Here is a 21,353-nt window from a genome sequence, read left to right on the forward strand (position 1 = left end):
CGTCTGGATTTGTAGATGGAGCACCCACTGCCTCTCGGTACGGTGCGTAAGGTCGCCACAGCGGTTCGCCGAGAGTTTCCGGCAAGCCCCCGCGCTTGTTCGAAGCTCGTTTGATCCGGGCCATGCCCGTGTTACGACGTGAACCGAATGCCAGGTGCGACCGGCGTCCCAGACTCCGCCCCGAGCCAGCCCAACCATGGGCCGGCTCGCATTCGACCCTACAGGCCCTTTGTGGATCCTGTGCTATTGCGTTTTCCGGGTCGGGGACGCCACCAAACTCTGTTGCCGGTACTGACCGGCCTACCAAGGTGTGATTGATGACCTCGACTTCTGTCGCCTCGCCGAGCTTCGGCGAACTGGCACTGCTGCCTGCCGTGCTGACTGCCCTCGAAACTCTGGGCTATGAAACTCCCTCTCCGATCCAGGCGCAGACCATTCCTGCCCTGCTCGAAGGCCGTGACATGATCGGCCAGGCTCAGACCGGTACCGGCAAGACCGCGGCTTTCGCGCTGCCGATCCTGTCTCGCATCGACCTCGCCCGCCGTGAGCCCCAGGTGCTGGTGATGGCTCCGACCCGCGAACTGGCTCAGCAGGTCGCCGTGTCCTTCACTAAGTACGGCCAGAATCTGCAGGGCCTGCAGGTCGCTACCCTGTGCGGTGGCCAGGAATACCGCGAACAGCTCGGCGCGCTGAAGCGTGGCGCACAAGTCGTGGTCGGCACCCCGGGCCGCATCATCGATCACCTGAATCGTGGCAGCCTGAAGCTTGACGGCCTGTCCGCGCTGGTGCTCGACGAAGCCGACGAAATGCTGCGCATGGGCTTCATCGATGACGTCAAGCGCGTCGTCGCCGATACCCCTAAAGACGCCCAGCGGGTGTTCTTCTCCGCGACCCTGCCGACCGAGATCGAGCGCATCGTCAATCGCTATCTGGTCGACCCGGTCAAGGTCGCTATCGAATCGGCCCAGGGCACTGCCGACAGCATCGACCAGCGTTTGGTGCGCGCCGAAGGTGGCGCCAAGCTCGAGGCGCTGTCGCGCATCCTCGAGGTCGAGCCGGTCGATGGCGCCATCGTCTTCGTGCGTACCCGTGCCGCTTGTACCACTCTGGTCGAGCAGCTGACCGCTCGTGGCGTCAACGCCGCTGGCCTGTCCGGTGATCTGGACCAGAGCCTGCGCGAGCGCACCATCACGCGCCTCAAGCGTGGCAAGGTCGACGTGCTGATCGCGACAGACGTGGCCGCCCGTGGCCTCGACGTGCCGCGCATCACCCACGTCATCAACTATGACCTGCCGCAGGACTCCGAAGCCTATACCCACCGCATCGGTCGTACCGGTCGTGCCGGGCGTAGTGGCGTGGCGATCACCTTCGCCGGCTTCCGCGAGACCCGCAAAGTACGCTGGATCGAGCAGGCCACCGGCCAGCACATGAGCGACATGGCGCTGCCCGACGAGGCGGCAATCCGCGCTCATCGCGACGAGATCTTCCATCAGCGTGTGGTTGGCACCCTGACCGCCGGCAGCGACGAGCAGCGTGCGCTGGTCGAGCGCATGGTCGCCGAAGGGCATGATCCGGTTGAGCTGGCCTGTGCCTTCGCCGCCATGGCTCGCGCCGACGAAGCGCCGATCGGTCGCCTGCAGGCACCGAAGGATCGCAACAACGATCGCGCCGCTCGTGATAGCAAGCCGAAGCGTCGTGACAGCGCCCCGCGCGAAGGCATGACGCGCTACCGCGTTGCCGTTGGCCACAAGGACGGCGTCAAGCCGGGCCAACTGGTCGGCGCGCTGGCCAACGAAGGTGGTATCGAAGGCGCCCGCATCGGCCGCATCGATATCCGCAATGCCTTCTCCGTGGTCGAGCTGCCGAGCAGCCTGCCCGCCAGCATCCTCAGCAAGATGGCTCGCGCCAAGGTTGGCGGCCGTGCGCTGGAGATTAGCGAAGACAGCGGCGCGCCGGAGCGCGCACCGCGCCGTCGCAACAACGACGACGCACCTGTTCGTCGCCGCTCGCAGGCCTAAGCTCAAAGTTGTGAGCTAGGCACGCCTTAAACGGGAGTCTGAATCTTCAGGCTCCCGAGCCTCAGGGCATAGGCGCGAATGCCGCATAAACGCAGGCCGGGGATTCCCCGGCCTGCGTTTTTTTATGGGTACGACATGTCTCCGCCAGTCGAAGGCCTCAGACCTCGCGCTTACCGTCGACCAGACGGCTGACGCCAGCCGGGTTGTCGTCACGCAGCGCTTCGGGCAGTAGCTCCTGGGGCAGGTTCTGATAGCACACCGGGCGCAGGAAGCGATGGATCGCGGCACTGCCCACCGAGGTGGTGCGTGAGTCAGACGTCGCCGGATAGGGACCGCCGTGCACCATGGCATGGCAGACTTCGACGCCGGTCGGCCAGCCGTTGGCCATCACGCGACCGGCACGACGCTCGAGCACCGGCAGCAGGCCGCGGGCAGCGTCCAGATCACCATCATCCATCTGCAAGGTGGCGGTCAGCTGGCCTTCCAGATGCTCGGCCACGCGCTTCACTTCGGCCTGATCGGCGCACTCGACCACCAGTGAGGTGGCACCGAAAACCTCGGCCTGCAGGGCTTCGTCCTTCAGGAAGTCGGCCGCCTTGGCGACGAACAGCCCGACCTGGCAGGCGTTGGGGCCGTCGCCGGCCGGGCCACGCGCCACTTCGCGGGCATGGCTGCTGGCCACCAGGCCATCCACGCCCTGGGTGTAGGCATCGAAGATGCCCGGCGTCAGCATGGTCTGGGCGGCAGCGCCCTTCACCGCCTCGCCGGCGGACGCCACAAAGGCATCCAGCGACTCGCCCTTCACGGCGATCACCAGGCCGGGGTTGGTGCAGAACTGGCCGGCACCCATGTTCAGCGAGCCGATAAAGGCCTCGCCCAGTTCCTTGCCACGATTGTTCAGCGCCTCCGGCAGCAGGAACACCGGGTTGATCGAGCTCATCTCGGCATAGACCGGGATCGGCTCCGGGCGCTCTTGCGCCGCCTTGGCCAGCGCCGTACCGCCGTTGCGCGAACCAGTAAAGCCGACCGCCTTGATGCGGGCATCGCGGACCAGGGCCTGACCGATGTCATTGCCAGAGCCGTAGATCAGCGAGAAGACCCCCTCGGGCAGCTCGCACTTGGCCACCGCCCGCTGCACGGCACGGCCGACCAGCTCAGAGGTGCCGGGGTGGGCCGAGTGAGCCTTGACCACCACCGGGCAGCCGGCAGCCAGTGCCGAGGCGGTGTCGCCGCCGGCTACCGAGAACGCCAGCGGGAAGTTCGAGGCGCCGAAGACGGCCACCGGGCCCAGAGCGATATGGCGCTGGCGCAGGTCGATCCGCGGCATCGGTTCGCGTTCGGGCAATGCCGGGTCGATGCGCACGTCGAGCCACTCGCCGGCCCGCACCACCGAGGCGAACAGACGCAGCTGGCCACAGGTACGGCCGCGCTCGCCCTGAAGACGGGCCTGGGGCAGGCCGGATTCGGCCACACCGCGCTCGATCAGCTCATCGCCGATGGCCTCGATCTCGTCGGCGATGGTCTCGAGGAAGCGCGCCCGCGCCTCCAGGCCGGTCTCGCGGTAGGTCTCGAAGGCTTCCCAAGCAAGCTCACAGGCCTGCACGACTTCGGCCTTGCTGCCGGCGGGATAGCCCGGCGACAGGGTCTCGCCGGTGGCGGGATTGATGGCGTGAATGGCCTTGCCATTGGCGGTCACGGCGCGCTGGCCGATCAGTTGCTTGCCTTCCGGTGTCATGGCTTTCTCCTGACGCATTAATGAAATGAACGATATCGGTTGCTACCCGCCCATTGGTGCAAACGCTAGTGATGGCGACGGATGGCAAGATGCGCGAACAGCGCGCGCAGGCCGAAGGTCCAGGGCGGCAAAAGATCACTGCGGCCGACGTGATTGACTAGCGCGCCAAGGCTTGGGGTGGCGATGGTCACGCGGTCATTCAGATGGTGGGTGAAGCCCTGGCCCGGGCCATCGCGGTCCTGAACGGGGGAGAACATGGTGCCGAGGAACAGCATGAAGCCGTCAGGATACTGATGGTGAGCACCCTGGGTCTGTGACACCAGATCCATGGGGTCGCGGCTGATTTCGCGCATATCGCTTGAGTCTTCCAGCACGAAGTTGTCGTCGCTGCCTTCGATGCGCAGCGAGACCTGAGCCTGGCGAACCGTATCCATCGTGAAGCGCTCGTCGAACAGACGAATGAAGGGACCGATGGAACAAGACGCGTTGTTGTCCTTGGCTTTACCCAGCAGCAGGGCGCTGCGTCCCTCGATGTCACGCAGGTTGACGTCATTGCCCAGGCTGGCGCCTTTCGGAGCACCGAAGGCATCGACGGCGAGCACGATTTCAGGTTCAGGGTTGTTCCAGCGCGACGCGGGATGAAGGCCGACGGTGTCGCCGAAGCCCATCGAGGAGAGTGGCTGGGCCTTCGAGAATACTTCGGCGTCTTCGCCGATACCCACTTCCATATATTGAGACCAGGCACCTCGCGCCTGGAGATCTGCCTTCAGGGCGAGGGCCTGAGGCGAACCCGGTTGGATTCGCGACAGGTCGCCACCGATCAATGACTGGATCTCGCGGCGCAGCTCACTTGCCCGTTGCGGGTCTCCACCAGCCTGCTCTTCGATGACTCGCTCGAGCAGGCTCACGGCGAAGGTCACGCCGCATGCCTTGACCGTCTGTAGATCACAAGGTGCAAGCAGGCGAGGGACGCTTTCAGCACCGTTGAGTGATGCGGCGAGCAGCGCATCGACCTGGCCCAGCGATTCGCCCTCTACGTCTTGGACGAAGGCGGCGGGATCTGCCAGGTCGAGCAGGTCGGCGATGGTTGCAATCTGCGCTGAGATATCCAGCACTTCGCCACGGCGTACGATCACAATGGCAGGGCCTGGATGCGGCGTATCGCTCCAGACTCGGCCGATCAGCAGGGCCTGGTCGAGGTCTTGGGGAAGACAGTGATGAGGATCGATTGGATTCATGGTCATTCCTGTAGCTGAAAGAGCCTGGCGACTTATGCCCGGCGGGGCAGAATTCGTCCGGCGGCCATCAGGTCGTCGGGATCGAAAAGGGTCTTGAGGCCGCTGATTAACTCGAGTTCGAGATCGCTGAGACCGGCCAGAAACGGTGTCTGTTTGACGCGGCCAATGCCGTGTTCAGCGCTAATGCTGCCCTGGTAGCGCTCGACAATAGCGAACAACTCACCTTCGAGCTCGTGAAGCAGGGCCTGCTTGGCGGCGAGGTCCAAGTCGGGAGGAGGGAGCAAATTGAAGTGCAGGTTGCCGTCACCGATATGGCCATAGGCGATGATTTCGGTGTTCGGCGAGCGAGCGATCATGGCTCGGCTGGCCTCGTCGTAGAATTCGCTGAGCGATGAGATCGGCAGTGAGATATCGGTACGAAGGTGTTCGCCGCGGTGCTGCTGGCCCTCGACCATGTATTCACGAATCTGCCAGAGGCGGTTGGCCTGGGTGTCGTTAGCGGCCAGAACGCCATCGAGCACCTGACCGTCCTGCATGCCATTCTCGAAGAGGTGTTCGATCATGGCATCGAGATCGACCGGGCCGCTGGCGGCGACTTCGAGCAGCACATAGACCGGGTAAGCGCTCTCCAGCGGATCGGATAAAGAAGGAGCCGCCTCAAAGGCGAGCTCCAGACAGGCACGAGGGATAAGCTCGAACGCGCAGAGCAGGTCGCAGCAACTGCGACGTGCTTGAGCATAGAGCGCCAGCGCAGCGGGAACGTCGGGGACGGCGACCAGCGCAGTGCGAGTGGTCTCGGGTTTGGGGAATAGCTTCAGCATCGCGCCGGTCACGATACCCAGTGTGCCCTCGGCGCCGATGAACAGCTGTTTGAGGTCGTAACCGCGGTTGTCCTTGTGCAGGGCATGCATGCCGTTCCAGATTCGCCCGTCAGGTAACACCACCTCAAGACCCAGCACTAGCTGACGCATCATGCCGAAACGCAGCACGTTGAGTCCGCCTGCATTGGTGGCGATATTGCCGCCGATCTGACAGCTTCCCTGCGCACCTAGGCTCAGCGGGAAGTCGCAGTTGCTCTCTGCGGCAGCGTCCTTGATGGTCTGGAGCACGCAGCCGCTGTCTACGCTCAGCGTGAAGTTGAGGGGATCGATGTCTCTGATCCGGTTTAATCGCTCGAGGCTAATCACCAGTTCCGGGCGTTCGGCATCGGGTAGTGCGCCACCGACCAGCCCGGTATGGCCGCCCTGGGCGACCATCGGTACTTGGTGGCGATGACAAAAACTGACGATTGCTGCAACTTCCTCCGGGCTACGCGGACGGGAGACGAGCAGTGGCTCGCCGAGACGCTCGCCGCTCCAATCGGTGGTGTAGCGAGAGGTGTCTGCTGTTTCGCTGATGACGCCGCTCTCGCCCAGTAACTCGGTCAAGAAGGCTCTTAGCGCTTTCTGGCCAATGTTCATGCAAGGTCTCCTGTCGCAATGCGATGTCATTGATGCCAGAGGATCAGGCCGGGAAAGAGCAGGAATGCCGCCAACAGCAGCAGAAGGGTCAGATAGAAGGGCAGCAGGCTCTTGACCAATTCCTCCATGCCGACCCGACCGACACCACAGCCGACGTAGAGCACGGTGCCAACGGGTGGGGTGATAAGCCCTAGACCGAGAATGAACGACATCAGCACGCCGAAATAAACGGGGTCGATGCCGAGCTTGACCACGACCGGCGTCATCAGTGGCGCCAGGATCACCATGGCCGGCGTGAGGTCCATGAAAAAGCCCACCACAAGGAGGAAAAACGACAGGAGCAGGAGCAGCAGCAGCCGGTTATCTGTGATCGCCGAGAGGCTAACGACCAGTTGCTGCGGGATCATGTTGGCGGTCAGCAACCAGGCCAGCACACTGGCGAAGGCCAGAAGTAGCATGACGACGCCCGTCAGTCGGCCGGTAGCGATGCACAGTGTGAAAAAAAGTCGCAGGGTGAGGCTGCGATAGACGAACATCGACACGGCTATGGCATAGATCAGCGCGATGGCGGCACTTTCGGTGGGCGTGAATACGCCGGAGAGAATTCCCCCCACGATGATCACCGGCAGCAGAAGTGCCAGCAGGGCGTCCTTGAGCGCCAGCCAAAGCTCGCGGATATCGAAGGGCTGTGCCTTGCCGGTCTTCTTGGCCTGGAAGAAGGTGGTGATCGCCAGCCCCAGGGTGATCAGGATGCCGGGCAGAATGCCGGCCATGAACAGGGCCGATATCGACGTATTGGTCACCACGCCGAATAGAATCATCGGAATCGATGGCGGAATGATGATGCCTACCACCGAGGCCGCAACCACGATGGCTGTGGCCATTGAGGCGCTGTAGCGATGCTGCTTCATTGGCTCGATCATCATGCTGCCTACGGCGGAGGCATCGGCAACCGCCGAGCCGCTGATGCCGCCGAAGAACATCGAGGTCAGAACCGCCACCTGGCCTAAACCGCCAGAGATGAAGCCGACCAAGGCGCTGGCCAGTCTCACCAGGCGCTTAGCGATGCCCCCTTGGCTCATCACTTCGCCTACCAGGATGAACAGCGGAATCGCTAGCAGCGGGAAGGAATTCAGGCCGTTGACCGCCTGAGCGACGATCGGTGACAGCGAGTAGTCGGCGTATACAAAGATGAACAGGCTGATCGCTGCCAGCCCGAACGAAATGGGTAGGCCTATGACGATGCAGATCGCCAAGCCGATGAGGATACTCCACAGAATCATTGCGGCTGCCCCCTGAGCAGATGATAGAGCGCCAGGCTATTGGCGATCAGCGTGAGCACTGCCATCACGGGCATGGCGCTGTAGAGCACGGTCCCGGGGATTTTTAGCATCGGCGTGGCGCTAGTGAAGCCGGAAACCTGATCCCAGAAACCCATCAGGATGCACACGCAGACGACATAGATGATGGCGATCGACAGCAGCGAGAACAGCTTCTTGAGCGGGGCCGGAGCCTTGTCCTTGAAGAAGCTGACGGCGACGTGCTCCCGGTCGATGCTGCCGAGGCCGGCGCCCAGCAGGACTAGCCAAATGAACAGCACGCGGGAGAGCTCTTCGGCCCATGCGTAGGAGTAATTGAGCACGAAGCGGCCGAAGACGTTGGCCACTACACAGAACACCACACCTACCACCAGCAGGCCGACGGCGACCTCCAGGCTGGTCTTGAGCAAGGTGAGCATGCGGCGGGACGTCGAGGGGGTAGATACGTTCATGAAGCCCTCCAGAAATGACACGTCGGGCGAGAGCAGGCTCCCGCCCGACGGCTGCGATGGTTACTGCGAGGCAGCGCGGACTTGGTCAATCAGCTCGCCGCCGATCTGGTCACGCCAGTTGTCGTAGACCGGTGCGACCTTCTCTTGGAAGGCTTTTACCTGTTCCGGAGACAGCTCGGTGATCTCCATGCCGGAGTCGGCGAGATCCTGCTTGATCTGGTCGTTCATGCTGCGACCAACGTGGCGCTCGTATTCGCCCATCTGCTTGGCCGCATCGCGCAGCAGCTGCTGGTAGTCAGCCGGCAGGCGAGACCAGAAGCGCTCCGAGACCAGCGTAATGAACGGGGTGTAGACGTGGTTGGTTTCAGTGGCGTAATCCTGAACCTCGTTGAAGCGCGAGGACTGGATGGTGATCCACGGATTTTCCTGGCCATCGACCACGCCCTGTTCCAAGGCGGTGAAGAGCTCCGCGAAGGACATCGGCGTCGGGTTGGCCCCAAGGGTGCGCCAGATATCCAGGTGGATGGGGTTCTGCATGGTGCGGATCTTGAGACCCTCGAGATCCTCCGGTGCTGTCACCTCATGGCGGCTGTTGGTCAGCTGACGGTAGCCGTTCTCGGCCCAGCCGATCGCCACAAGCCCATTGGTCGAGGCTTCATCCAGCATCTGTTGGCCGATTTCGCCATCCAATACCTGGTCGGCCACGTCCGGAGTGGGGAACAGGAAGGGGAGGTCGAAGAGAGCGAACTTCGGGAACATGCTGACCAGCGGCGAGGTCGATGGCGCGGTCATCTCCAGGGTGCCGGACTGCAATGCGCTCACCGCCTGCAGGTCATCACCCAGCTGAGCGCCGGGAAACAGTTCGACCTGGATGTGGCCATCGCTACGCTGTTCGACGATCTTTTCGAAGTACTCCAGGCCGCGGTACTGGGCACCGGACTGGGTGGTGCCAATACTGAACTTGAGCTTGAAATCACCATCGGCCTGGACGACGTCGCCTTGGACGGCGGGGATCGGCGGCATTTCAGGTGCGGCACTGGCCTGCAGGGTGGTCAAGCCCAGCAGTGTGGCACCGATCAGAGAGGTCACACGCGTCATTGTGGTTGTTGTCATGCTTGGCTCCTTGGTGTGGCTGGCGTGTCTGCAACACGCGGCGTGTAGGCCGAACGCGATGTGTTGCGTATCGGCCCGGGATGAACACGTCATCTCTGATTATGTTCATCACATGATTTTATATGTTGAACTTACATGAGAGAGGCGCTCGATGAGACTTGGCCATTGGTCGTAGTGTTGTGGCAGACGGCGAAGATCCGGTCATTCCTGCCAGGCCTCGCCATCGGGGAATTGGAAACGTGCCAGCGACTCGGCGTGCATGGTGATGCTGTAGCCAGGCGCCTCGGGCACCAGGTAGCGGCCCTTCTCGATGCGAACCGGGTCGACGAAGTGCTCGTGCAGGTGGTCCACGTACTCGAGTAGGCGACCCTCCAGCGAACCGGATACGGCGATGTAGTCGAACAGTGAGATGTGCTGGGTGTATTCGCACAGCCCGACACCGCCCCCGTGCGGACAGACCGGCACGTCGTACTTGGCGGCGAGCAGCAGCACCACGATCACTTCATTGAGGCCGCCCAGGCGTGCTGCGTCGAGTTGGCAGAAGTCGATCGCCTCGGCCTGGAGAAGCTGCTTGAACATCACCCGGTTGTGACAGTGCTCGCCGGTGGCGACGCCGATCGACGGGGCCAGGCGGGCGCGAATCTCGGCATGGCCGAGGATGTCGTCTGGGCTGGTAGGCTCTTCGATCCATAGCGGCGCGTACTCGGCCAGGCTGCGCATGTTGGCGATCGCCTCGTCGACATCCCACATCTGGTTGGCATCCATCATCAGGGTGCGCTGCCAGCCGATTTCTTCGCGCAGGATTTGTGCGCGCCGCCGGTCCTCGGTCAGGTCGCCACCGACCTTCTGCTTGAAATGCTCCCAGCCTTCTGCCAGCGCCTCGCGCGCCAAGTGACGCATCTTGTCTTCGGAATAGCCGAGCCAGCCCGCCGAGGTGGTGTAACCCGGGTAGCCGGCCTCCCGCATGTGCGCCTCGCGCTGAGCCTTGCCGGACTCGTTGCGCTTAAGGATCGCCAGCGCCTCGCCAGGAGTCAGGGCGTCGCTGACGAAACGGAAGTCCAGGCAGCGCACCAATTCCTCGGGTGTCATGTCGGCCAGCAGCTTCCAGATGGGCTTGCCCTCGCGCTTCGCCCAGAGATCCCAGACGGCGTTGACGATGGAGGCACAGGCGAGGTGGATGACGCCTTTCTCTGGCCCCAGCCAGCGCAGCTGACTATCTCCGCTGGTCAGGTCGCGCCAGAAGCGGCCCATGTCGGCGGTTATCGTCTCCAGTTCGCGATCCACAATACGTGAGGCCAGGGAGTTCACCGCGGCTACGCACACCTCGTTGCCACGACCGATGGTGAACGTCAGGCCGTGGCCTTCGTGCCCGTCGCCGGCATCCGTCGAGAGAATCACGTAAGTGGCCGAGTAGTCCGGCGCCGCATTCATGGCGTCCGAACCATCCAGATCACGTGAGGTCGGGAAGCGGGTGTCGCGCACTTCGAGGTGGGTAATGGTGGTCATCTTTGTGGCTCCTGTGAGGTCGTTCTCCCGGTCGTGGCCGGGCCAAGCGTCCTAGCAGCGTACGTCGACTTTTTGATTTCCATCCAATCGAAAATAAGTTCCATCGATTCGTTTTGGTTATCAGTGAGTCGATGCCGTGCTGCCCCGCGGGGCGCGTCCAGGGCTGGCATCACAAGCTCGGCGTAGCATGACAGGGGGGAGTGATCCATTATTTTTTGATTATTGTGTGCAATAGTCATTGTATGGAAGTATGAGCGATACAAGACCCCAACAATCGCTTTCTCGAGGTGCAGGTATGGAGCTGATCAATGATTCGCTGGCGGTGGTGAGGCTGAATGCCGTCGACAATGTCGGCGTCGCCACCCGGGCTATTCCTCAAGGGTTTCCTGTCGATGCCAGCCAGCACCTTGCCGCCCAGAACATCGACGCCGGTCACAAGGTGGCATTGGCGGCGATCGCAGACGGCGAGGAGGTCATCAAATACGGCCAGGTCATCGGTGTTGCCAGCCGCGATATCGGCATCGGCGAACACGTACACACGCACAATTTGGCGATGCGCGAGCGCGACTCTTCGTTGACGAATTTCGTTCCGGCCGAGCAGACGCCGGTGATGGCAAACGAGCGGACCTTCGACGGCTACCATCGCGACAATGGGCAGGTGGGGACACGCAACTACATCGGCATCCTGTCGACGGTGAATTGCTCGGCGACGGTGGCCAAGATGGCGGCGGAATCACTCAATGCCGGCGGAGAGATCGAGGCGCTGGGGTTCGATGGCGTTGTTCCGGTCACTCATGGATCGGGGTGTGCCATGAACACCGAATCCGACGGCTTCGCCTTCCTCGAGCGGGTGATTGCAGGGTATGCACGCCACCCAAACTTTGCCTTCGTGCTGATCATCGGCCTGGGCTGCGAGACGAACCAGGTCAAGCAGCTGGTCGAGAAGTCAGGTCTGGCAGACAGCTCGCGACTCTATTATTTCAATATCCAGGAGGCGGGGGGGACGCGGGCGAGCATCCGGCTGGCCAGCGAAAAGGTGCTGGAGATGGCTCGCGAGCAGCAGCGCCCGGTGCGGCGTCCGGCGGCGCTGGAGCATCTGACCGTGGCGCTGCAGTGCGGTGGCTCTGACGGCTATTCGGGGATTTCCGCCAACCCGGCCCTAGGCCATGCCGCGGATCTTATCGTGAGACATGGCGGTAACGTGATTCTCAGCGAGACGCCGGAGATCTACGGCGCGGAGCACCTGTTGCTTGATCGCGCCATCGATAAAGAGGTAGCGATCAAGTTGCTTGAGCGTCTTGCCTGGTGGAAGCATTACACCCGCATCAATGGGGCAGAGCTCAACAACAATCCATCGCCGGGCAACAAGGCGGGGGGACTGTCGACGATCCTCGAGAAGTCGCTGGGAGCGGTGGCCAAGGGTGGTTCGTCGAGCCTTAATGACGTACTCGAATATGCCCAGCCGCGCCGGCGGGCCGGATTCAACTTCATGGACAGCCCCGGTTACGACCCGGCATCGGTTACCGGCCAGATCGCCTCGGGGGCCAACATGGTCTGCTTCACCACCGGCCGGGGCTCGGTATCAGGCTTCAAGCCAGCGCCTTGCCTCAAGCTCGCGACCAACACTCGCATGTTCGAGGCCATGCACGAAGATATGGACATCAACTGCGGTACCATCGTCGATGGGGCGGCCAGCGTCGATAGCGTCGGTCGCGAGATTTTCGAACGCATCATAGCGGTGGCCTCCGGGCAGCTTAGTGCCAGCGAGACGCTTGGCTATGGCAACAACGAATTCGTCCCGTGGATGGTCGGTGCTGTCACCTAAGCGTTGAGGCTGGTACGAGAGATGTTTTAGCGAGAGGATATGGCGCGTTTTCCTGGTCGAGTGTGTGCATGAGCAATACATTGAAAGAGCAGTTGTATCAGGCCCTTGTGCAAGGGATTGACCGGGGACATCTCGAGCCTGGGCTGGTGCTGCTGGAGGGCAATATTGCCGCTATCTTCGACATGAGCCGCTCTCCGGTGCGCCAGACCCTGAGCCGGCTTCATGAAGAGGGCAAAATCCGTCGCTTCGACGGCCGCGGCTATCTGGTCGGTCGGGGAGGCGGGGAGGTCATCCGGCGCACCCTGGGTGCCGGTGACTTCCGTGCGGCGGGTGGACAGGCATCAATCCAGCGTACGCAAGCATGGCAGGAACTAGCCGAAAAGGTCGAACGCGACCTGGTGCTTTGCTCGATGAAAGGCCGCTTGGAGCTTAACGAACTCCAACTTGCCAAGACCTACGATGTCAGCCGCACGACGACGCAACGTATCCTGGCCTCGCTGCAGTCGCTAGGGGTCGTCGACAAGACCAAGTACAGCAGCTGGAGCGTGATCCCGCTTGACGATGAGCGCCTTCATCACCTGTACGACGCTCGTCGTCAGTTGGAACCTTTCATGATTTCCCGTGCTTGCAGCGCTATATCTGACCATGAACTCGACGGCTATCTCTTTCGGCTGAATGAAGCCGCGCGGCAGTATCCGAATCTCGAGGGCGCCAGGCTCGATGCGCTCGAGAATGATCTGCACCAAGAGGCGCTGATGCGCGGCGGTAATCCGGAGATCATCACCATGCTACGCCGCACGCGGCCTATCCTCTTGATCAGCAAACACCTGCTTGGCGGTGCGGTGGAGATGCCCGCAGAGGATCCGCTTTTCACGGAGCATCGCCGGGTCTTCGAGGCGCTGAGTGCGCGCTTGCCCAAGCAGGCCGGGCAAGCGCTCGACGAGCACTTGGCGAACGCCGAGACCAAGGTGAGACAACGTCTGGCCGACTTTCGCGAGGCCGGCGAGGTGGTGATGCCGCGTTATCTAAGCTGGGTGGAAACGCTCTAGGCCGTTTTGCCTACTATTCCACCGGCAGCCGATTGAGCCGTCGCAGTTCGCGGATCAGCGCGCTGTGGTCCAGTTCGCCGTCTCCATGCGCGACGAGATCGTGGAATAGCCGGTTGACCAACTGGCTGACCGGCAGCTCCAGCGACAGCTGTTCGGCCAGCTCCATGGCGGTTTGGGTATCCTTGAGCTGCCACTTTGCCGGACCGCCCGGGACATGATTACCCTCGAGCATGCGCTGGCCGTGGACGCGCAGAATCGTCGAGTCGGCGAAACCTCCCTGCAGTGCCTCGCGGACGCGGGCCGGGTCTGCGCCGCCGCGTTCGGCCAGTAGCAGGGCCTCGGAGACCGTGGCGATGCTATTGGCGACGATCATCTGGTTGGCGAGCTTGGCTAGCTGGCCGCTGCCAGCGGGGCCTACATGCACCGGGCGCCCCAGCTCAGCGAGAAGCGGTTCGGCCTGCTCGAAGGCGGCGGCCTCACCGCCGGCCATGATCGCCAGAGTGCCGTCGATGGCGCCGCGCTCGCCGCCTGATACCGGCGCATCCAGGTAGGAGACGCCGCACTGCCGTGCCGCCTCTGCCTGCGTGCGGGCGGTTTCGACCGGAATCGAGCTCATCACGATCAGCGTGCTGTCGGGGCGCATGGCTGCCAAGGCTCCGGCTTCGCCGAGCAATACCTCGTTGCACACCGGCCCGGAGCTCAGCATGACGATCACCGCGGCGGTGTCCTCGGCCGCTGCCACCGGGTTGTCGGCTAGCGTGACGTTGCCCGCCTCACACAGCGCTGCGGCCTTTTCGCGGCTGCGGTTCCAGGCCTTTACCCGCCATCCGGCCCGCGCCAGGCGCATGGCCATTGGCCCGCCCATGATGCCGGTGCCGATCATCCCGATCGTCTTGTCATCGTGCATGCTAGTCTCCTGCGAAAAGTTGTCCTTGCTGTTGTTGCGTTGCTTTCGCGGACATCCGACATGGCGTTCAGGATAGCGAGAGCTCGTCGGCCCTTGGCGAGCCGGCAATTGCCCGGTGCAGCGCGCTGACCACGTCTGCTGGCAGCGGAATGCCCTCGCGGCGATACTCTTCACGTTTACGCAGGCCGGCCTGTCCTGGCAGACGTACGCTCTTTCCGGCTTCGCCGGGCGAGGCGTCAAGGCAACGCCTCACCAAGTGATCGGTTTCATCCAGGAACGCTGCTTGGCCGCCGAAGCGGGCTGGATCGATGACCATCACCATCACCGCTGCACCCCAGCCCTGAGGGGCATCCTTGCGACCGTAACCACTGAGCGCTGCGGTCAGTGCCTCGACCATCAGCCCCAGGGCGAAACCCTTGTGGCCAAAGTCCAGCCCCCCGAGCGGCAGGATGCTGCCGCCTGGGTCACCGAAGAAGCTCTCAGGATCATCACTCGCCACACCTTGGCTGTCGAGAATCACCGGGTGCTCCAGGTGCTCGCCGGCCGCGCGCGCCTGATTGACCGTGCCGTTGGTCACCGTCGACATGCTGACGTCGATCAGCATCGGCTGTTCGCGACCGGGTATGCCGACAGCGATTGGGTTGGGCGTGATGACCGGAGCGGTACCGCCAAAGGGGGCGACCGAGGCCACTGATGGGTCCGAGCTCATGATGATAGGCATCAGTCCCTGCTCGACCAGTGGCAGCAGATAGGCGGCAAGACAGGCGATATGGTGAGAGTGTTTTAGACTGACCATGCCGATGCCAAACTCCTTGGCGGACTGGCGGCACTGCTCCAGTGCAGTCTGTACCAGATAGGGGCCAAGCAGGTAGTGGCCATCGTAGAGGGCGGCAACCGGGCTGTTCTGCTCGATGACCAGGCGCGTGGGATCGCCGCTGGCGTGGCCGGCACGCAGGTCATCAAGATAGCCGGCGGCTAGCTTGGTGCCATGGGTGTGGTGGCCGAGCAGGTCACCCTCCACTAGGATCGATGCGGTGGCCTCGGCAACGTCTTGGCTGGCCCCAGCCTCTTCGAAGAGGGTGCTCAGCAAGGTCGTGAGGTGGGAAGAGGAATAACGTTTCATGAGGACCTCGCGGAAGTGTCTTGAGATAGAGGGCGCCACTGGCGGTAGGCCCGGGCCAGCAGTGGGGTCAGCCAGATGAGGATCACCAGCGCGCCTAGCGAGGCGCTGATCGGACGCGAGAAGAAACTCAGCAGGTCGCCGCCGGACTTGAGCATCGAGCTCATGAAGCTGTTCTCCAGCGTGCTGCCGAGTACCAGGCCGAGAATCGCTGGTGCCATCGGGAAGTCGCAGCGAGCGAGAACGAAGGCCAGCATGCCGACCAGCAGCATGATCCAGATATCGGTGATGGCATTATTGATCGCGAATGCCCCGACCATGCAGAAGCAGAGGATGATCGGCATCAGCACCTTGCGCGGTGTCAAGATGAACACCTTCGAGCAGCGGATCGCCAGATAGCCGATCGGCAGCATGGCCAGGTTGGCGACAAAGAAGACAATGAATAGTGCATAGACCAGACCACCTCCCTCCATGAAGATGGTCGGTCCCGGGTTCATGCCCTTCATATAGAGCACGCCGATGACGATGGCGGTGATCGAGTCACCGGGAATGCCAAACACCAGCGCCGGGACCCAGGCGCCGCTGATCCCAGAGTTGTTGGCTGAGCTGGCATCGATGATGCCTTCGATGTTGCCTGTGCCGTAGGCTGCCCGATTGCGTGATCGGCTCTTGCCCAAGGCATAGGATATCCAGGCGGCGATATCGGCCCCTGCGCCTGGCAGAGCGCCGATCAGGGTTCCGACGGTGCTGCCACGCAGCAGATTCCGCCAGTAGCGGCGCAGGTGCCGTGGTGCCTCGCGAAATACGCTGTCCTTGGCTATGGCAGGGACCTGGCGTCCTTCTTGGCGTGAGCCGTAGAACCCCATGATTTCATTGAGGGCGAACATGCCGATCATCACCGGAATGAAGTTTATTCCGGCCAGCAGGTCGGGAACGCCGAAGGTGAAGCGCGGAGTGCCGCTCATCATATCCAGCCCCACTGTCGACAGCAGTAGGCCGATCATCAGCGATAGGAACGCCTTGGTCTTGGAGCCGATAGAAATGAAGATTGAGCTGCTCAGCCCTAGCAGGGCCAGCCAGAAGTACTCGTAGGAGCTGAAATTGAGCGCCAATTCGGCCAGCGTTGGTGACACGAAAACCAGCACCAAGGTGCCAAAGAGGCCTCCGAATATCGAGCAGATAAGGTTGGTCCCCAGTGTCTCGCGAGCGCGGCCTTGTCGAGCCAGTAGGTGGGACTCGCCTACATAAGCTGCAGAGGCAGGGGTGCCGGGAATGTTGAGATAGGTGCCGGGAATGTCGCCGGCGAAGATCGCCATTGCCGAGGTGGTGACGATGGCGGCAATCGCCGGCGTCGAGTCCATGTAGAAGGTGATAGGTACCAGCAGTGCCACGGCCATGGTCGCCGTGAGGCCCGGAACTGCCCCGACGAAGACGCCGAATATCGCTGAGGCGGCGATGACCAGCAATGTCTGCCAATTGAAGACCAAGTCTAATCCTTGCAGGAAGGCATCCATGGTTTACCCCCAGAGACCCAGTTGCCCCTCGGGGAGGGGAATGAGCAGATAGCGTGAAAAGATCAAGGTGATCGCAAATGCGGCGACCACCGAGACACCAATTGCGAGCAGCCAGGACACGCCGCGAAGCCGCATCAGTGCCGTCATTATCAACGTCATCGTCAGCGCAGCGCCGAGGGTGTCGCTGCACAGTACATAGAAGACCACCAGCAAGCAGGGCACCAGAGCGGTCATCAGGCCGCGCAGGTCGATTGGCTCACGTCGTGTGGCGCCGTTGCCAGCAAGGCTTAGCAGCGTCCTGAGACGACTCGCGGCCAGTACCAGGCCGCCCAGGAAGAACCCTCCTCCGATGAGGGAGGGAAAAAGGGACGGCCCGTATTGCAGACTAGGTAGGGTGGGATACTGCTGGGCGACGGCGTATACGCCGCCGCCCAGCACCATGAAGCCCAGCCCGAGGATGACATCTTTCATCACGGCACCTTGGCTCGAGTGGGTTACTTGGCCAGGCCAACCTGGTCGACGATTTGGCCGAACTTGGCATCCATGTCGGCCATGAAGTCACCGAAGTCATTGGCGTTGCGCCATTCGGTGCCGAAGCCCTGCTTGGCCATGAAGTTCTGGTAGGTATCGCTGTGGTAGGCGGCGTCGAGGGCTTCCTCGAGAATAGCGACGACCTCGGGATCCATGCCCTCTGGGCCGGCGATGCCGCGCCATTCACCGATCTGATAGTCGGTATCGAGCGTTTCGCCCAGAGTCGGGACATCGGGGAAGCTGTCGATGCGATGCGGGGCCATGATGGCTAGGCTCTGGGCCTTGCCCGCCTCAACCATCGAGCGTGCCTCGGGAACCGAGCTCGGCACGATGTCGATCCCGCCGGCGGCGAGCTCGGTCATTGCCGGTGCGGCCCCTTGGCTGGGAATCCAGGTCACCTGATCGGGCGCCATGCCTTGATCCATCAAGAAGCCGGCGAAGGCGAGATGCCAGACACCGCCCTGGCCGGTGCCGGAGGCTTTGTAGGTACCCTTGGGCTGCTCGGCGATCATTGTCACTAGCTCATCGACGGTGTCATAGGGTGCATCGCTAGCGACCTGTACGCCTGCGTAGTCGTAGTTGATCTGGGCGATCGGAGTGTAGTCCTCATAGGTCAGTTGGGTCAGGCCCTGCCAATGCATCATATTGATCTCGCCGGTGATCAGGCCCAGCGTGTAACCATCCGGCTTGGCCATGGCAATGGCGGTATGGCCGACGACACCGCTGCCGCCGGTGCGGTTGACGACGTTGACGGTCTTGCCCAGTTGCTCCTCGAGCGCCTTGGCAATGGTACGTGCAGTGGCATCGGTGCCACCGCCTGCGGCCCAAGGCACGATGATGGTGATCGGCTTCTCTGGGTAATCGGCTAGTACAGGGCCGGACATTGCCAGTACCAGCATGGCTGCGGTGCCGGTCAGCAGGTGTCGCTTGTTTGTCTTGTTCATGTGCGTCTCGTCCTTGCGTGATGATTAGCGGGTCTGCGTACTCAAGTTAGTGTTAATGAACATTGTGCGCAATAACCATATTAGTCGACTTTGGTCGATAAAATGATTTTTAAATTCATGTTTAAAAAGGGTTTTTGTTTTTTCTAGGCACAGCAGAACCTGACGCGCCGATGCGGTCGACGGTCAGGGTCTGCCTTGCGATGGTGGGTGGCAGGTCAGGGGAAGAGTGTCATGCGCTGGCTGCTTCGAGCATGTGCCGGAAATCCTCGCGGCTGGCTGTCCGAGGGTTGGTCGCCGTTGAATGGTCCTCGAGCGCCCACTGAGCCGTCTGTTCGAAGAGTTCCGGCGTCACACCTAGCTCTTGCAGGGTGGTCGGTAGGCCCAGGTCCTTGGTAAGGGTCTCGAAGAACGCGGCGAGATCGGCGTCGGCAGACAGCCCCAATACCTCCCGCAGGCGTCGATATTTGACTTCACAGGCTGGCGCGTTGAAGCGTATTACCGTCGGCAGCAGCAGAGCGTTGAGCGTGCCGTGGTGAAGCTTTAACTCCTGCAGGCCGCCTAGCGCATGGGAGAGTGAGTGCACAGCTCCCAGCCCCTTCTGAAAGGCCATGGCGCCTTCCAGTGCCGCCATCATCATCTCGCTTCGAGCCTCCATGTCGTTACCGTTGGCCACCGCAGTGCGCAGGTGAAGCGCGGCGCGGCCCAGACCGTCGAGGGCGATCGCCTCGGCCGGTGGATTATGGCGAGGACTCAGATAGGTCTCGACGCAGTGGGCAATGGCATCCATGCCGGTGGCTGCGGTGAGATAGGGCGGCAGCGAGCGGGTGAGTTCCGGGTCACAGATGGCCAGTGCTGGAATCAGATGAGGAGAGAGGAAGCCTAATTTGCGTTGGTCGCGCAGGGTGATCAGGGCGCCGCGGCCTACCTCACTTCCAGTCCCTGCCGTGGTCGGCACCGCCACTATTGCCAACACGTCAGACGTGATTCGCTCTGCACCATTCTCGATGACTGCATACTGACGCAGCGGTGGAGCATGGGTCGCCAGCAGCGCGAGCCCCTTGGCTAGGTCGAGGCTCGAGCCGCCGCCGATGGCGACGATACCGTCGCAGCCATGCCTCTGGCATACCGCCAGGGCATCTTCCACAGCGACTTCGGTGGGATTGGCCGGGGTGGCGTCGAAGATCGGCGGCGGACTTTTTAGCGCGCTGCCTTCTAGAATCGTGTCGATCAAGCCGCTCTCGCTGAGCCCACGATCGGTGACGATAAGCGGAGTGCTAATGCCGAGAGTTTCCAGTTCGGCGGCCAGATGCTTGATTGCTCCGCATCCGAATTGGACGCGGGTCAGATAGTTGATCAACGAGGTCATTAAAGTGTCTCCGCCCGGCTGGGCACTTTGTTTTGTCTGTCAGGACCGGCGGGATCTGCTGGCCGGGCTGGGACTAGGAGTTTCTCCAGCTTATGACCTGCTTCTAATCACAATCCAATCGTAGTTTGTGGCATTGTGATTCAATCTAGTTATCACGGTGCTGCGGTCACTCTAGGGGGCGGGCACTAATAGGAGTCATCATTACCATGGAAAGACTGTCATCCGTCAGTCTCTGTGGCTGGCTGCGCTTCAAGCATTTGATATTGCTGACAACGCTTGCTCAGAGTCGCAATATGCATGCGGCGGCGCGGGCGATGCACTTGAGCCAGCCGGCGGCGAGCAAGATGCTGCGCGACCTCGAGGCATACTTCGGTTTCGCCATCTTCGAGCGGCTGCCGCGGGCCATGCAGCCTACCGAACTGGGTGAGCAGGTGATTCGCCATGCCTGGCGACTGGTCAACGATGCTGATCGTCTTGTCAGTGACATCAACGACCTGCGCGAGGGGGGCTATGGACAGCTGTTGATCGGCGCGATCTCAGCGGCGGCCCCCGAGATTCTGCCGGCGGCGATTGCCCGGCTCAAACGCCAGCGGCCGCGGTTGTCGATTAGTTTGCAAGAGCAGACCAGTGACCGGCTGTTGGCGGAACTCGAGTATAAGCGGCTTGATCTGGTGATCGGCCGGCTGACGCATGTCAGTCAGCACAACCTATTCGATTTCGAGCCACTGCTCGATGAGCCTCTGCGGGTGGTGGTGCGACACGATCATCCATTGGTGCTAGGTGCTGAGGCGCCTGATCTGGCCACACTCAGCCGCTGGCCATGGATCCTGCATCCTTTGACTAGTCCGATGCGCGGCGTGTTCGAGGCGGCGCTGGCCGAGGAGGGGGTGGTCTCGCCAAACGATGTCGTCGAGACCACCTCGATCCAGGCGACCCTGCAACTGCTACAGACGTCCGACATGCTAGCGGTATTGCCACGTTCGGTACTGCGACGCCCGCTTGAAAGCGGCCAGTACGTGATACTCGACCGGGTGATTGGTAAACCTCTCGACTACTACGGCATCATCAGTCGACGCGGTGAGCCGTTGTCGCCAGCCGCACAGGAGCTCATCGACCATCTGCGCGATCTGGTCGGTAGCCTGGCCGAAGCCCCTGCTGTGCCTGACGATGTGAACGCCCGCAAATGACAACGGGACGGCGGATGCCGTCCCGTTTTGCTTTCACCTGAATCTTCTGGTGACCAGCTTCTCAGCCAG

General features: G+C 62.1%; 17 protein-coding genes. 4 read left to right on the forward strand and 13 right to left on the reverse strand.

Annotated features, from left to right (window positions below):
* Nucleotides 1-317: 317 nt before the first annotated feature.
* A complete protein-coding gene (locus BCL93_RS05275; RefSeq protein ID WP_112054066.1) occupies nucleotides 318-2,018 on the forward strand; it encodes a DEAD/DEAH box helicase in 1,701 nt (566 codons plus the stop codon).
* A 157-nt stretch (nucleotides 2,019-2,175) separates the two neighbouring features.
* Here the strand turns inward: BCL93_RS05275 and BCL93_RS05280 are convergent, their stop codons facing one another.
* The 7 genes from BCL93_RS05280 to BCL93_RS05310 all read right to left on the reverse strand — a co-directional run bounded on the left by BCL93_RS05280 (nucleotide 2,176) and on the right by BCL93_RS05310 (nucleotide 10,841).
* The gene (locus BCL93_RS05280; protein ID WP_112054067.1) at nucleotides 2,176-3,753 is read right to left on the reverse strand and encodes an aldehyde dehydrogenase (NADP(+)); all 1,578 of its coding nucleotides are present in this window, start codon (nucleotides 3,751-3,753) and stop codon (nucleotides 2,176-2,178) included.
* 65 nt (nucleotides 3,754-3,818) lie between these two features.
* A complete protein-coding gene (locus BCL93_RS05285; RefSeq protein WP_112054068.1) occupies nucleotides 3,819-4,991 on the reverse strand; it encodes a fumarylacetoacetate hydrolase family protein in 1,173 nt (390 codons plus the stop codon).
* 32 nt (nucleotides 4,992-5,023) lie between these two features.
* On the reverse strand, nucleotides 5,024-6,451 hold the full coding sequence (locus BCL93_RS05290) for an FAD-binding oxidoreductase (RefSeq protein WP_112054069.1): 1,428 nt from the start codon (nucleotides 6,449-6,451) through the stop codon (nucleotides 5,024-5,026).
* Between the two features lie 26 nt (nucleotides 6,452-6,477).
* A complete protein-coding gene (locus tag BCL93_RS05295) occupies nucleotides 6,478-7,734 on the reverse strand; it encodes a TRAP transporter large permease (protein ID WP_112054070.1) in 1,257 nt (418 codons plus the stop codon).
* On the reverse strand, nucleotides 7,731-8,222 hold the full coding sequence (locus tag BCL93_RS05300) for a TRAP transporter small permease (RefSeq protein ID WP_258395998.1): 492 nt from the start codon (nucleotides 8,220-8,222) through the stop codon (nucleotides 7,731-7,733). Before BCL93_RS05300 ends, BCL93_RS05295 begins: the two co-directional genes overlap by 4 nt.
* 60 nt (nucleotides 8,223-8,282) lie before the next feature.
* Entirely contained in the window at nucleotides 8,283-9,335 is a 1,053-nt protein-coding gene (locus tag BCL93_RS05305; RefSeq protein ID WP_112054071.1) for a TRAP transporter substrate-binding protein, read from the reverse strand.
* 201 nt (nucleotides 9,336-9,536) lie between these two features.
* Nucleotides 9,537-10,841: an L-fuconate dehydratase gene (locus BCL93_RS05310; protein ID WP_112054072.1), complete on the reverse strand. Its 1,305-nt coding sequence runs from the start codon at nucleotides 10,839-10,841 to the stop codon at nucleotides 9,537-9,539.
* A 295-nt stretch (nucleotides 10,842-11,136) separates the two neighbouring features.
* On the opposite strand from BCL93_RS05310, the gene BCL93_RS05315 reads away from it, so the two are divergent.
* Together BCL93_RS05315 and BCL93_RS05320 are read left to right on the forward strand one after the other, a co-directional pair.
* Nucleotides 11,137-12,666 carry a UxaA family hydrolase gene (locus tag BCL93_RS05315; RefSeq protein ID WP_112054073.1) on the forward strand — a complete coding sequence of 510 codons (1,530 nt, stop codon included), beginning with the start codon at nucleotides 11,137-11,139 and terminating at the stop codon, nucleotides 12,664-12,666.
* 68 nt (nucleotides 12,667-12,734) lie between these two features.
* Nucleotides 12,735-13,715, forward strand: a complete 981-nt coding sequence (locus BCL93_RS05320) for a GntR family transcriptional regulator (RefSeq protein WP_112054074.1) — start codon at nucleotides 12,735-12,737, stop codon at nucleotides 13,713-13,715.
* A gap of 13 nt (nucleotides 13,716-13,728) precedes the next feature.
* Here the strand turns inward: BCL93_RS05320 and BCL93_RS05325 are convergent, their stop codons facing one another.
* The 6 genes from BCL93_RS05325 to BCL93_RS05350 form a co-directional block, all read right to left on the reverse strand.
* On the reverse strand, nucleotides 13,729-14,622 hold the full coding sequence (locus tag BCL93_RS05325; protein WP_112054075.1) for an NAD(P)-dependent oxidoreductase: 894 nt from the start codon (nucleotides 14,620-14,622) through the stop codon (nucleotides 13,729-13,731).
* Between the two features lie 67 nt (nucleotides 14,623-14,689).
* Nucleotides 14,690-15,745: an Ldh family oxidoreductase gene (locus BCL93_RS05330; RefSeq protein WP_112054076.1), complete on the reverse strand. Its 1,056-nt coding sequence runs from the start codon at nucleotides 15,743-15,745 to the stop codon at nucleotides 14,690-14,692.
* Nucleotides 15,742-17,256: a tripartite tricarboxylate transporter permease gene (locus tag BCL93_RS05335; protein WP_112054077.1), complete on the reverse strand. Its 1,515-nt coding sequence runs from the start codon at nucleotides 17,254-17,256 to the stop codon at nucleotides 15,742-15,744. The genes BCL93_RS05330 and BCL93_RS05335 overlap by 4 nt, the downstream gene beginning before the upstream one ends.
* 3 nt (nucleotides 17,257-17,259) lie before the next feature.
* Complete coding sequence (locus BCL93_RS05340; protein WP_112054078.1) at nucleotides 17,260-17,727, reverse strand: tripartite tricarboxylate transporter TctB family protein; 468 nt, start codon at nucleotides 17,725-17,727, stop codon at nucleotides 17,260-17,262.
* Nucleotides 17,728-17,750: 23 nt separating this feature from the next.
* Nucleotides 17,751-18,731 (reverse strand): tripartite tricarboxylate transporter substrate binding protein, encoded by a 981-nt coding sequence (locus BCL93_RS05345; protein ID WP_112054079.1) that lies wholly within the window; start codon nucleotides 18,729-18,731, stop codon nucleotides 17,751-17,753.
* A gap of 229 nt (nucleotides 18,732-18,960) precedes the next feature.
* Nucleotides 18,961-20,097 carry an iron-containing alcohol dehydrogenase gene (locus BCL93_RS05350; RefSeq protein ID WP_112054080.1) on the reverse strand — a complete coding sequence of 379 codons (1,137 nt, stop codon included), beginning with the start codon at nucleotides 20,095-20,097 and terminating at the stop codon, nucleotides 18,961-18,963.
* Nucleotides 20,098-20,303: 206 nt separating this feature from the next.
* Here BCL93_RS05350 and BCL93_RS05355 point away from each other — a divergent pair, with 206 nt between their 5' ends.
* Nucleotides 20,304-21,284: a LysR family transcriptional regulator gene (locus BCL93_RS05355; protein ID WP_112054081.1), complete on the forward strand. Its 981-nt coding sequence runs from the start codon at nucleotides 20,304-20,306 to the stop codon at nucleotides 21,282-21,284.
* The last annotated feature ends 69 nt before the right edge of the window (nucleotides 21,285-21,353 follow it).

Origin of the sequence: Onishia taeanensis (genome assembly GCF_003268885.1) — a bacterium.
GTDB classification, from domain to species: Bacteria; Pseudomonadota; Gammaproteobacteria; order Pseudomonadales; family Halomonadaceae; genus Onishia; species Onishia taeanensis_A.